Source organism: Hymenobacter edaphi (assembly GCF_003258365.1).
Lineage (GTDB): Bacteria > Bacteroidota > Bacteroidia > Cytophagales > Hymenobacteraceae > Solirubrum > Solirubrum edaphi.
Genome location: NZ_QHKM01000002.1, coordinates 1 through 13,528, shown reverse-complemented (window position 1 = coordinate 13,528; position 13,528 = coordinate 1). Strand labels below are relative to the sequence as shown.

The following is a 13,528-nucleotide window of genomic DNA, read 5'->3' as shown; positions in this document are numbered from 1 at the left end:
TCGGGGTAGGTTCTGACATCTGCGGTCCTAGTTCAGGGCGTTGTTTTTAAGCGTATCCTGGGCGGCGGCCTTTTCGGCTTTGCGCTCCTTGCGGTCCGTTTTCACGGCCTGCTTCACCTCCGGCGCCACTTTCTGGAACAGCTCCTGCAGGGAGTTGTAGTCGCGCTGGAAGATGAGCGCGGTGCCGGTGCGGATGAATTGGCCGTCGATGTCCTCGTAGGCGTTGTTGCGGAAGGCGCGCAGGCGCAGGCGGCCGTCGGGCAGGATGTTGTACTCGATGCTCACGTCGCCGGCAAACTGGCTGGCGGCGGCCGTGCCCGAGGTGGCCTGGGTGCCGTTGCTGCCCCCGCCCAGCGGCACGTCGGTGCCGAGGCGGACCGAGAGACGGTCGTTGAACAGCTGCCGGCGCATGGCCACGTTCAGGTCAGTGCGGTTTTGCTGGGCCCCGGTGCCCGTCACGGCCGTGTACGAGTCGACGCCCAGCTCCAGACCCAGACCGGCCAGGTACTCGCCGGTGAGGTTGTTGAGCTGGTCCGTGAGCACCTGGCTGGCCGAGCCGCGCAGCTGGTTGCCCACGAAGGTGCCCGGGCCGGCGGTGCTTTGGAAGGGGTTTTCGGCGATGAAGCGGTTCAGGGCCAGCAAGGAGAAGACCTGCTTGTTCAGCTCGTTCACGTTGCTGGGCTGGCGCAGCTGCTCCAGCTTGGCGCGCACCGGCTCGGCCACCGGGCTGGTCGTGCCCTCGGGCACCCGAATGTCGAAGCCGATGGTGGGCTTGAGCAGCTGGTCGGTCACGTTCAGGTACACCTCGAAGGGCAGGCGGTTGCGCGAGAGGTTGCTCAGCTCCGAGCCCGCGTCGAGCTGATTGGCAATGAGGTCGGCGGCCACGGCCCGCACCCGGTAAATGGCCGATACGTTGAGCTGGGCATTGTACGGGTCGCCGCTCCAGGTAATGAACGAGCCCGGCGCAATATCGAATTTGCGCTCGGCCAAATCGTAGAGGCTCAGCACGTACTGGCCCTGGGTTACGTCGAGCCGGCCGGTAAGCGTCTGGGCGCCCCGCTCGTCGAGGGTGGCGTTCAGGGTGCCGTCGGCCCGCACTTTCAGGTTGTCGCCGGCCGCCTCGTCGATGACGATGGTGAAGGGCGTGTTGTCGTTGACGGTGATGTTGGCGCGCACGTCGTAGCCGGTGGCCACGGCCGCGCTGTCGATGTCGTCGGCCATGGCCGTCAGCAGCGAGTCGGCGTTGGGCTTGGGCGCGTCCTTGTCCACGAACACCACGATGCCCTCGCGCTCCACGGCCACGGCCTCGTCGGTGGGCACCACCACGGTCAGGTTCGAGCCCTCGGCCACGGTGGCGCGGGTGCGCACGTTGGGCCGCTGCAGGTTGCCGCGCACCTGGCTGTCCGAGTCCACGAACAGCTTGCCGTAGTACAGCGGATTGTCGCGGCGGGTGCTCTGCACGGCCAGGAAGTGGTCGGTATTCACGTCGAGCTGCAGGCGGTACTGGCCCACTTGCGCCAACTGGCGCGCCGGCACGATGTAACCATCCACAATGGCGCGGCTGCCCAAGGAGTCGATGATGGCAAACTGGTCGAAGTGCAGGCCGCGGTCGGTTAGGGTCAGTTCCTGGTCAGAAAGGCGGAACGGGGCCCCGAGCTGCGTCAGGGTAAAGCCCCCGTCGCGGAAGCGGGCCGCCCCGCGCAGCTGCGGGTTGGCGGTGGTGCCCGTCACCGTGAAGCGGCCGGTCAGGGCGCCCGTCGCCTCCTGAATCTGTCCGGCCGAGAAGGGCTCAATGGCTTTCAGATTGAACTGCGCGATGTTAGCCACCACGTCGATGGCGCCGCTGGTGCGGTAATTACCGGTCACGCGCACGTCGGTGCCGTCGTCCTTGGTCAGCTGAGCGTTCAGGTCGTAGCGGTCGGCCACATTGTTTTGCACCTGGGCGCGCAGGTCGCCGAGCACGTATTTGTTGTAGGCAAAGCCGCCCAGCGTCAGGTCGGCCGTAAAGGCTTGGCCGGTGCGGCCCAGGTTGTAGCCCACCGCCTGGCCGTTGAGGGTGCCGCCTACCAGCGAATCCTGCAGGCCGGCGGCCCGGCCCAGGCCGTTCAGGTCGAGGTTGCCGAGCTGCACCTGCAGCGGGTTGCGCGGGCCGGGCAGCGTCTGCAGGGCCAGAAACCGGTCGGCGGCGCCCTGGCTGCGCGAGATGCGCACGTTTTGGGCATCGATGTTGCCGGTCGACAGCGTGTAGCGCACCACCCCGCCGGGAGCGGCGGTCCACTGCTTGTTGTCGAGCACGATGTCGGGCGCAAAGCTGAACTGGTAGGTCTGCGCCCCGTTGAGCACCTGCAAGGTGCCGCCCAGGCTCAGCCGCTGCACCGAGTCCGACTCGGCAATGCGCAGGCGGGTGCCAATCTGGTTGTTGGCAATGCTACCGGTCAGCGAGGGGTTCGGAATGCGCAGCGTGGTATCCTGGCGCACCTGGTCGATCAGCAGGCCGTAGTCCAGCTTCTGCGGGTCGGAGGTCACGCGCAGCTTCAGCGAGTCGACGGTGGTGCCGGAGTAGCGCAGGCGGGCAATGTCGGTGCGCACCGTCAGGTTGGCGGCGCGGCTGTCGTAGCTGCCGGCCAGCTTGAAGGGCGAAATCCGGGTGAGCCCCGGCACGAAGCGCGGCAGCAGCAGCGCGCCGGTCTTGGGCACGTTCACGTCGAAGGTAAACTGCCGCGCCACCGCCGAGGGCCGGTACTGCACGTCCGGCAGGTCGAAGTACCGGTCGATGTGGCGCTGCAGCTCGGTGGCAATGTCGCCGAGGCGGGTGTCGCCGCGCAGCGTGGCCTGCAGGATGCGCGAGGTGAAGTCCACCTCGGTGCGGCCGGGCTGCTGCAGGATGCGGGCGTCGAGCGAGTCAAGCGGAATGCTCTGCCCGTTGAGGTTGATGACCACGTTGTCGCCCTTCACCGTGCCGTTGAGAGAGTTCAGGTCGGAGCCGCGCAGGTTGGCGTCCAGGTCGCCCTTCAGGCTGAGCTGCCCGCCCGAGTAGAAGCCCAGCGCCGTCAGGTTCAGCCCCTGCAAGGAGCCGCCGAAGGAGTACTGCGGGGCATTCGGGTTGCTCAGATCGACCACCCCCTTGATGTTGAAGGCCGCGTTCGAGTCGCCGGTGCTGCGCGCCGCAATGTCGTAGCGCTGCCCGGTGATGCCCACGTTGGCGTCGATGTTCTGGTAGGTGTAGTTGCCGTAGCGGGCCCGCTGCAGCTTGGCCGTCAGCTGCCCGCGCATGGTCTCGGGGTCGAAGCCGACGCCCTTGTACGTGCCCGAGCCCGTCACCGGCCCGATGTCGGGCTGCTTGAGCAAGCGGCCGAGCTGGAAGTTCTGCAGGTTGAAGCGGGCATCAATGGGCTCCTTGCCCGTGGGCCCCGGCCGCAGATTGGCCGCAATGGTAGCCCCGCCGAAGGAAGTATTGGCCTTCAGGTTCAGCGCGAGGTCGTTGGCCGTGGGCCGCCCCTTGATGGTACCGCTAAGTGTGGCCCGCTCCGGCAGCTCGATAACGTCCTGCGGAATGGTGCCGGCGGGTAGGATGTCGTTCAGGTCGCGGCGGGTGGTGGTCAGCTGCCGGATGTTCAGGTCGGTGTAGAGGCGGCGGTCGGTATTCGGCAGGCCCTGGATGCGGCCCGAGGCCTTCACGATGGTGTTGCGCAGCCCCACGATTTCCACGTTGTTGAGCGCGAAGTTGTCGAGGCGGCCGTTTACCTGCCCGCTCAGCAGCACCGACTGGTTCGGGCCGCTGGTAAAGGGCTTTTCGGTAATCAGGTCGGGCGCCAGGTACAGAATGTCGCGGAAGCCCAGGCGGGTGTTCTGCAGGTTGGCCTCGATGCGCGTCTTGCCGAGGGTACGCGAGTCAGCCAGCGCGCCCAGCGAGTCGAAGCCGATGGCCAGGGTGCGGCGGATGCGGGTGTGCGGCGTGATGAGGTCGAGGTTGTCGAGGCGGATCTGCACCGAGTCGTACACCACGTCAGCCTGGGCCTTATCCACCCGGAAGCCGCTCTGCTCCCGGCCCCGCAGCAGGTCGATGCGGCCGGTGGTGCGGTTTTCAGTGTAGAGCAGGTCGCGGGTGCGCAGGGCCAGCGAGTCGAACAGCAAGTGGTTGTAGTCCATGGCCGGCAGGCGGGTGCGCTGCCGCTTCTCGTCCAGGTTGTCGAAGGCGAAGCGCACCCCGCTGATGTCGGAGTTGCGCAGGGCCACCCGCCAGCTGGTGGGCGCGCCGGTGGTCTGGGCCACCGCCGAATCCACTTTCTGCACCGCTTCGGCCGGGTTCACCACGCGCTGCTCCACCGGCACCGTGGAGTTCTGGGCGTAGCTGATATCGGAGTTGCGCAGCACCAGCGAGTTGAGGTTGATGCGCTGCCGGATCAGGTCGATGTTGTCGGCCGTCACCCGCGCCTGCCCGATGCGCGTCTTGATGTACTGCTTGGAGGGGTCATTGGCGTAGTTCAGGGCCACGTTGTCGAGGGTGGCCTGGCCCAGCCCAAAGGTGAGCGTGAGCGGCTCGGCGGGCGTGTCCGGCGGCACCTTGGTTTGCCGGATGTTGATGCCGGTGTTCTTCAGGCTGGCCGTTTCCACCCGGTAGATGCTGCGGTCCACGTCCACTTCCTTCATGGCCACGGCCAGGTCGCCCACGCGGCCGCGCACGTTCATGCCGTCCACCTGGTCGTCGTAGGTCAGGTACACGCGAGCCAGGTGGGCCTCGCCGATGTCGTACTTGAAGCCGCCGGTGGAGTCGGCCGGGGTGGCGGTGGTGGTGTCGCCGGTGGCGAAGGCCGCCAGGATGTAGTCGAAGTTGTAGGTGGAGTCGGGCAGGGTGCGCGCAATGTGGACGGTGCCGTCGGTCAGCTCCACGTTGCTCACGTTGATCTGCGACTTGGCCAGGGCCCACAGGTCGATGCCGGCGGCCAGCTTGCCCACCGACAGCAGGGTGTCGCCCTTCTGGTCTTCCAGGTACACGCCTTCCAGGGCCACGCCGTGGCGCCAGTCGGTGCGGAATTTATTGATGCGCACTTCGGTGCCGATTTTGCCCTGCAGGTAGCCGGCCGCTTTCTGGGCGGCCCAGTCCTGCACCGAGGGCACCTGCAGTGCGAAATACAGCCCGATGGCCACGAGGACAATCAGACCTACGAGGCCCAGCAGGCCCCAGAGCAGCCAGCGCAGGGGCCCGGGCAGCCGGTGGCGCGGCGCGGGCTGGGGAGCCGGCGCCGCGGGTGGAGTAGTATTCGTAGAGTTTGCCAAGCGAGAGAGAAGGGCTGAGTGCCGTGCGCCCGAAAGCAGAACGGCTACTGAGCCCTTTCGGACGAACAACGAAGCCAGAATGTTACATCGGCCCCTTTTTTGTGGGCCCGCCGGCTTGGGCGGCGCCCCGATTTGTTGCGGGCTTTCTGCGCTGCCCTAAACCTTCCCGCGGCCGCTCGACTTTCTTCCGTGCCGCCCGGGCCCGCGGCGTAAAAAGCCCCGCTGAGCCCGTTCCGGGCCCTTGGCCGGGCGTATAGTAAACCCTCACTCGCCCGCGCAAACCTTCTGCCTCTAATCTGCGGTAGAATCGGCTAAATATCCGACTTTTGCCCTCCGATTTCTTGCATCGTTTTTTTATGCGCCTCCGTTTCCGCATTCCCTATTTCACGACCTGGGGCCAGCGCCTCGAAGTGCGCGGCACCGGCCCCGCCCTCGGCGACTGGCACCCCGCCCACGCCCTGCGCCTGACCTACTACCCCGGCACCAACACCTGGGAAGGCGAAACGGAGCTGCCCGCCGACCCCGCGGCGCTGCGCTACAAATACGTGCTGGTGGACGACACCACGGGCGCCGTGACCTGGGAGGGCGGCCCCGACCGTACGCTCAGCCTCGCCGGCGAAGCCTACACCACAGTGGTGGTCGACGAGTTCTGGCACCAGCCCGAGCTGCCCGAGTACGAGCTGCAAACCAACGCCTTCACCCAGGCCATTTTCCGCCGCCCGGCCGAGTCGCCCTGCCACCAGCCCACGAAGGCCCGGGCCCGCACCGCCGACGCCACCACGCGCTTTTCGCTCACGGCCCCGCGCATCGCGCCCGGGCAGTGCCTGTGCGTGCTCGGCTCCGACGAAGCCCTCGGCGCCTGGGACAACCGCCGGCCGCTCGTCCTCTCCGACGCCACCTTCCCCACCTGGTCGGCCGACGTGGTGCTGGCGGACGCCGAGAAGCCCGTCATCTACAAGTACGGCCTCTACGACCCGGCGAAAAAGCAGTGCATCGACCTGGAAGGCGGCCCCGACCGCGTGCTGCCGCCCTTGCAGGGCCGCGACACCCTACGCTGGCGCCACGACGAGCTGTACCGCCACCCCGAGGGCGCTTGGCACGGCGCGGGCGTGGCCCTGCCGGTGTTTGCCCTGCGCAGCAAGCAGGGCCTGGGCGTGGGCGAATTTCCCGACCTGAAGCTGCTGGTCGATTGGGCCGTCGAAACCGGCTTACAGCTGGTGCAGGTGCTGCCCATCAACGACACCACCGCCACCCACACCTGGGTCGACTCCTACCCCTACGCGGCCATTTCCGTTTTCGCGCTGCACCCGCAGTACGTCAACCTCGACCGCATTGCCCGACTCCAGGACGCTGCGCTGCAGAAGGAGCTGGACGAAACCCGTGAGCTGCTCAACACGCGCGACTTCGTGGACTACCAGCCGGTGACGGAGGCTAAGTGGAAGTTCCTGCGCGCCCTCTATAAGCAGGAAAAGAAAGCCTTCCTGGCCGACAAGGAATATCAGCAGTTCTACCAGGAGCAGCAGGCTTGGCTGGCGCCCTACGCCGTGTTCAGCGGCCTGCGCGACCGGTTTCGCACCGTCGACTTCCGCCAGTGGCCCCAGGAGTTTCAGCAGCCCGGCGCCTGGCTCGATGCCCTGCTCGACCCCAAGCACAAGGAGTTTGACGAGTTCGGCCTACACCTCTTCATTCAGTTTCACCTCGACAAGCAGCTGCGCGAGGCCGTGGCGTACGCCCGGCAGCGCGGCGTAGTGCTCAAGGGCGACCTGCCCATCGGCATCTACCGCCACTCGGTGGAGGCCTGGACCCAGCCCGAGCTCTACCACCTCGACCAGCAGGCCGGCGCCCCGCCGGATGACTTCTCGGTGACGGGCCAGAACTGGCGCTTCCCCACCTACAACTGGGAGAAGATGGCCGAGGACGGCTACCAGTGGTGGCAGCAGCGCATGGGCCACCTCAGCCGCTACTTCGATGCCCTGCGCATCGACCATATCCTGGGCTTCTTCCGCATCTGGGAAATTCCCAACCACGCCGTCGAGGGCCTGCTTGGTCACTTCTCGCCCGCCCTGCCCCTGCACCGCGACGAAATCCGCGACCGGCTGGGCTGGTGGGACTGGCAGCGCCTGACGCAACCCTACATCCGCTGGCACATCCTGGAGGAGCTGTTCGGGGCCGACGCCCACGCCGTGCGCGAGGAATTCCTGGACGAAATCGGCCACGGGGCCTTCCGCCTGAAGGAGGCCGTCAGTACCCAGCGCAAGGTGGAAGCCGTGTTTGAGGCGCGCCTGGAATTTGCGGAGGGCGCCGAGCTGGAGCGGCTCACGCGCCAGCGCACCGGCCTCTACCGCCTGCTCACCGAAGTGCTGTTCGTGGAGGCCGAGGGCTCGAACGGGGAGTTCTGGCACCCGCGCATCACGGTGGACAAGTCGCGCAGCTTCCGCGAGTTGGACGACCACACCCGCCAGCGCATGAACGACCTCTACGTCGACTTCTTCTTCCGCCGCCACGACGAGTTCTGGCGCGAGCAGGGCCTGGTGAAGCTGCCCGCCGTGCGCTACGCCACCGACATGCTCATCTGCGGCGAAGACCTGGGCATGGTGCCCGCCTCGGTGCCCGGGGTGATGCGCCAGCTCGGCATGCTCGGCCTGAACATCCAGCGCATGCCCGCCGCCACCGGCATCGAATTCTCGCACCCCAACGACGCGGCCTACCTCTCCGTGGTGTCCCCTTCGTGCCACGACATGAGCACCGTGCGCGGCTGGTGGGAAGAAGACCACGAGCGGACCCAGCGCTTCTTCGAGCAGCTGCTGGGCCACCGCGGCCAGACGGCGCCCTACTTCGCCGAGCCCTGGGTGGCCAAGGAAATGACGGTGCAACACCTTTACTCGCCCGCCATGTGGGCCATCTTCCCCCTGCAGGACCTGGTGGCCCTCGACCCGGCCCTGCGCCGCCCGAACCCGCAGGACGAGCAGATCAACGTGCCCGCCAACCCTGAGCACTTCTGGAAGTACCGCTTCCACATCCCGCTCGAAGACTTGAAGCAGGAGTCAGCGTTCAACCAGCAGATCAAAGAGCTGGTCGAGCAAAGCGGCCGCGGCCCGGTGCACTAACCGACGCAGCTGGCAGAAACAAACAAGCGCGGCGCCCCACATCCGGGACGCCGCGCTTGTTGCTTACAAACGAATCGTCCGGCTCCCCCTCTCCAAGGGAGAGGGGGCCGGAGGGCGAGGCGCCTACCGCAGCACCAAGCGGCTGCTGCTCACTTCCCGCCCGTTGCTCAGGCGCAGCAGGTACACGCCCGCTGCCTGCCCGCGCAGGTCCACCGGCTGGCTGACCTCCGATCCAGCGGGCAGCAGCTGTCGGTGTACGGGCCGGCCCAGCACATCCACCACTTCCAGCGTCAGCGCGCCCTGGGCGCCGCGCACGGCCACGGTCAGCAGGCCGGCGGAAGGGTTCGGGTACACGCTGGTCTGCCAGCCAGCCTGGGCCTGGGCCACCGCCGTGATGCAGATGCTGGCCTCGTCGGCCCCGATGACGGGCGCCGTGGTGCTGCGCCCGTCGCCGTCGATGTCCGTCAGCACGTTGGGCAGCGGCGTGCCCACCCCCACCAGGGCGCAGTTCTGGGTGGTCAGGTGCAGGTCGGTGGCGGCGACAAAGGCCGGGGCCACCGACACGCTGCGGGCGTCCTGCCCGGTGGCGGTGCGCAGGGCGGGCAGGGTAGCCGCGTCCGTCCCGCCGATGCTGGCCAGCGCGGTCTGCGGGCCACTCACGGAGTAGTCGTTGCTGTTGCTCGTCAGCAGCGTGCTGGCGGCCGGGCCCGCCACCAGCATCGCGTAGGTTTTGCCGCCGGCCGGGGTGCTGGTGATGTTGTTGACCAGAATGTTGTTGAGTACCGCCGCGTTGGTCACGCCGGTGTTCAGCAGCAGGGCCGACGTCTGGGGCGTCGCGCCGCCGCTCATCGTGCCGCTCAACGCCACCGTGTTGTATACAATGGCGTAGCCCCCGCCGCTGCTGGCCAGGATGCCGTGCGGCGCAAAACTGAAGCCGTCGTCGCCGTAGCTGAGCACGCCCCGGACCATGTTGTTATCGACCCGAATGGCCGCAGCCGCATCCGACGAAGCCAGGCGGATGCCCACGGCGCCGTACGCGGTGGCCGTGGTGCTGCCGGTGTGGGTGATGTCGCTGATGCTGTTGCCGCGCACGAAGCCCTCCCGGGAGGTGCCGCTCACCTGCACGCCCGTCACGGCCGGGCTGCTGGCCCGCGTCACGCCCGCCACGGTGTTGCCGCGCACGTCGAAGTGCTGGCTGCTGAGCACTACCACGCCCGTCGTCCCGATTTTCTCGGCCGCGGCGGTAGCCCCGATGACGTTACCGACCACCTGCACCGAGTCGCAGTTGTTCTGCAGCTGCACGCCCACGTTGGCGCGCTGCACCAGGCAGTTGGCCAGCCGGCCCGCCACCACGGCGTCAAACGCCGCGCCGTAGCCCGTCGTGCTGCTGCCCGCTACCAGCTCGGTGTTGCTGATGGCCACGTTGCGCCCCGAGGCGAAAACCACGCCGCTGGCCGCGCCCGTCCCGTCGTTGCGCAGCCGCAGGCGCCGGTTCTGCGCCGTGCCCCCGTCGATGCCCACGTAGCTGGCGTTGATGATGAGCAGCGGCGTGGTGGCCGTGCCGCGCAGCAGCACCGGGCCCGTACCCGGCGCCGGCTGAATCAGCACCGCCCGCGGCACGGTGGCCGGAGTCGGCCGGGTGCCGGGGTTGGCGTTGATGGTTATCGGGAACGTCTCGCCCGCGTAGCTGGCGTCGATGAGGCGGAAGGTCAGGTTGCCGCTGAGCTCCGAGCGGTTCAGGTCGGCCACGGCGGCCGTCAGCGTGGGGTAGTCGGCCGCGGCCGAAGTGCCCACCGTCTTCACCCCGCTGATAAAGCCCAGCACCCGGTACACGTAGGGCCGCGTGGGGGCGCTGCTGATGGCGGCCACCGAAGTGCCCGCAAAGCCCACGCCGGGGCTGGCCGTCACGTTGGGCGTCGCGGCCAGGTCCTGGGCCACCACGAAGTACTGAATGGAGTCGCCGGCCGCCGGGGCCGTGCGCAGCTTTGCCACGTCGAGCAGGAAGCTGAAGGGCGAGGCAGCGTTGGTGGCCTCGGTCCATTTCCAGCCGTTGCCGGTGGCGTCGTTGGCGGCCGCGAAGCTGCTGGCGTCGGTAGCTTTCTTGTAGTACAGCCGCGGCTTGGTGCCCGCCGCCACGTTCACCCCGCTGGCGTCGGTAATGGCCACCCCAGTCAGCGGGCGGCTCGTCAGGCTGCTGGTGTTGCCCAGCGGCGTCAGCACAATGGCCGGCCCGGCCAGGTCGCTGCGCTGAAAGCTGCCCTCGTCGGCCCCGATATCCGGCGTGCCCACGTTGCGCGCCTCCCCGTCGATGTCGGTGCCCACGCCGGTACCGCCCACCAGGCTCTGCCCGCCGCTTTCCACCTGGGTCGGCGTCGTCGCGCTGAGGTGCAGGTCGGTGCTGCTCACGAAGGGCGGATTTTCCGTCACCGAAGCCTGCTCGGCCGGCGCAGCCAGCTGCTTGAAGTCGGTCAGCGTCACGGCCAGCGCGGGCGCCGTGGCATTGGCCCCGTAAAAAATCGGGTGCTCGGCCGAAGGCGCGCCGGCGTAGTACAGGTTGTTGCCCGAGCCGGCCGACAGCGTCGTCAGCGTGTTCGTGGCCTTGAAGAAAGCCGCTCCGATGCCGCCCGTGCCCAGGCCCGTCACGCGGTTCACGAAGATGTTGTTGACCAGATACGCCGGCGTGTTGGCTCCCGACATAAAGAAGGCCCCGCTCTTGTTGCTGGCCACCGTGGCGGCGTACTCCACCAGCACCGTGTTGTGAAACACGTTGTTATTGGTGCCGCCGCGCAAACTCAGGGCCCGCACCGCCGTGCCCGCCGTGCTGGCCGGCGCCGCCACGTTCTGCACGAAGTTGTTCACCACGTTGCTGGTGGAGCCGCCCGTTACGTCGATGCCTACGGCAAACGCCGTCGAGCCACCCGCCCGCACCCCGTCCAGCCGGTTGCGAAAGATGTTCGAGGTCGTGCCGCCGTCGATGTAAATGGCTTCCACGATGCCCGTGCCCGTGGCGTTGCTCACCACGTTGCGCAGCGTGTTGTCGGTCAGGTCCGCCGAGTTGCTGGTGCCCGTTGAGTACAGCCCGTACACGCTGCCCGGTCCCTGCACGTCCGTCAGCTCCAGCCCGAATACCTTCACCCGCTGCTGCGACTTCAGATACACCGCGTACACAATGGTGGTCGTAGGCGGCCCGCCCGTCGCCGACAGCCCGATCTGCGTTACCCGGCTGCGCCCGCCCGGCAGCGTCCCGATTTCGTTGTCCGCGTCGTAGGTCGCGGTGGCGCCCGCCAGGTAATAGGCGCTGGTGCAATTGCTCACCGCGTCGTTGTAAAACCGGTTGGCGCTGTTGTTCCCATCCAGCAGGTATACCCCGTACGATTTATTGGCGTTGCTGCGGCTCAGCTCGATGCTGCAGCCCTGCACGGTGTTGTTGCTGGCACCGTTCTTCAGCCACAGGCCGTACTCCGTCATTTCCGCCGCCGTGGTATTGGCCAGGTTTTCCCGCAGCGTCAGGCTGTCGAGGCGCACGTAATCGGCCCCGTCCAGGGTCAGCACGGCGTCATTGGCGCCGGCCCCCACCAGCTGCAGCACCGGGTTGGCCCCGCGGCCGCTCTTGCTGAAGCGAATCGAGTTGGCCGTCGTGCCCGAAGCGGTAATGGCGGGAATAGTTTCGGTGAACGTGGCCCCCGCCTTTACCTGGAACGTGACGCCGCCGGCGCCCACCCCGCCCGCGTTCAGCGCCTGCACGGCCGCCGCAAACGTGAGGTAGTTGTTCGGGCCCGAGCCCGCCGGATCAATCGTTTTGGTACCCGTCAGTTGGGCCAGGGCTCCGGTGCTGAGGCCGCAGGCCGCCAGCAGAAGTATAAGGTGTCGCATAGGCAGTGGGGAAAGGTTGGAAGGCCAAGTACCAGAAAATCCTGAACTCCTTCAACTACCCCTCAGCCGCTGGCACAACCCTACGCCCCTGCCAGCGGTATTCCTGAGCTACCCTTACTGCTTTGCTGATGCCCGTATCCAAACGCCGCCCTTTCAAACGCCCGCGCCACGTCCCTGCCACCGACTACGAAGTGGTCATTGTCGGGGCCGGAGCGGCGGGTCTGAGTGCGGCCCTGCTCCTGGGCCGCTGCCGGCGCCGCGTTCTGCTCTGCGACGGCGGCCGCCCGCGCAACCACTTTTCCCCCGCCGTCCACGGCTTCCTTTCCCGCGACGGAATCAGGCCCCACGAATTGCTGGCCATCGGCCACGAGCAGCTCAAACCCTATCCCACCGTCGAGCAACGGCAAAATTGCGTCTCTACGGCTACGAAAGACCCCGAAACCGGCATCTTTCACCTCACCCTCGACTCCGGTCGTGCACTCACCACGCGCAAGATTATCCTCGCCACCGGCGTCATCGATATCCTTCCACCCATCAAAGGCATGCACGAGCTCTGGGGCCGCGGCGTGTTGCATTGCCCCTACTGCCACGGCTTCGAAATCTGCGACCAGCCCGTCGCCGTCTACGGCACCGATAAGTCCGTTGCCGGTTTCGCGCTACTGATCAGTCGCTGGTCCAAAGACGTCACCGTCTGCACCGATGGCTGGACCGGCATGTCGGAGCACGCCCGCCACCGCCTCAAACGCCACGGCATTGCTATCTACGAGCAGCCCATCCGGGAGCTGGTAGGCCGCCGCAACCACCAGCTGCACCACATCGAATTCAAAGATGCTAGTACTCTGCCCAGTGCTGCCCTTTTTATTCACTCCAGCCAAAAGCAGCGAAGCGACTTGGCCACACAGCTAGGTTGTCGCCTGCTCCAGCGTAGCGGTGCCGTTTGGGTCGATAAGCGCATTCAGACCTCCGTAGCAGGCGTATACGCCGCCGGTGATACCACCCCCGCCGCCCAACAAGCCATAATTGCGGCAGCGGAAGGGGCGCAGGCGGGCATCAGCTGCAACGAGCAACTGACGCGGGAGGAGTGCGCGTAGGCGGGCCGCCCGCCGGCGGGGCCCGGGGCGCTACGCCGGCAGGCGGGCCGCGGGGGGGGGCTGTAAACGCGAGCAGCCCCGCGGTCCGGGTAAGGGACCAGCGGGGCTGCAGGCGTGATAAGGTTGGCGGCGACCGACTCTCCCGCCGGCGAAGGCAGTACCATAGGCGCTCCGGGGCTT

Annotated in this window: 4 protein-coding genes; 2 read left to right on the top strand and 2 right to left on the bottom strand. The window is 67.3% G+C overall.

The genetic code is table 11. The features are described 5' to 3' along the window. Positions 1 to 27: 27 nt before the first annotated feature. Complete coding sequence (locus DLM85_RS07740) at positions 28 to 5,277, bottom strand: translocation/assembly module TamB domain-containing protein (RefSeq protein WP_133256956.1); 5,250 nt, start codon at positions 5,275 to 5,277, stop codon at positions 28 to 30. A 356-nt stretch (positions 5,278 to 5,633) separates the two neighbouring features. Between DLM85_RS07740 and DLM85_RS07735 the strand changes: the two genes are divergently transcribed. Next, the gene (locus tag DLM85_RS07735; protein WP_111477542.1) at positions 5,634 to 8,384 is read left to right on the top strand and encodes a 4-alpha-glucanotransferase; all 2,751 of its coding nucleotides are present in this window, start codon (positions 5,634 to 5,636) and stop codon (positions 8,382 to 8,384) included. A 123-nt stretch (positions 8,385 to 8,507) separates the two neighbouring features. On the opposite strand, the gene DLM85_RS07730 is transcribed toward DLM85_RS07735, so the two are convergent. Next, complete coding sequence (locus DLM85_RS07730) at positions 8,508 to 12,257, bottom strand: T9SS type A sorting domain-containing protein (protein WP_111477541.1); 3,750 nt, start codon at positions 12,255 to 12,257, stop codon at positions 8,508 to 8,510. A gap of 128 nt (positions 12,258 to 12,385) precedes the next feature. Here DLM85_RS07730 and DLM85_RS07725 point away from each other — a divergent pair, with 128 nt between their 5' ends. Continuing rightward, a complete protein-coding gene (locus tag DLM85_RS07725; protein ID WP_111477540.1) occupies positions 12,386 to 13,348 on the top strand; it encodes an NAD(P)/FAD-dependent oxidoreductase in 963 nt (320 codons plus the stop codon). The last annotated feature ends 180 nt before the right edge of the window (positions 13,349 to 13,528 follow it).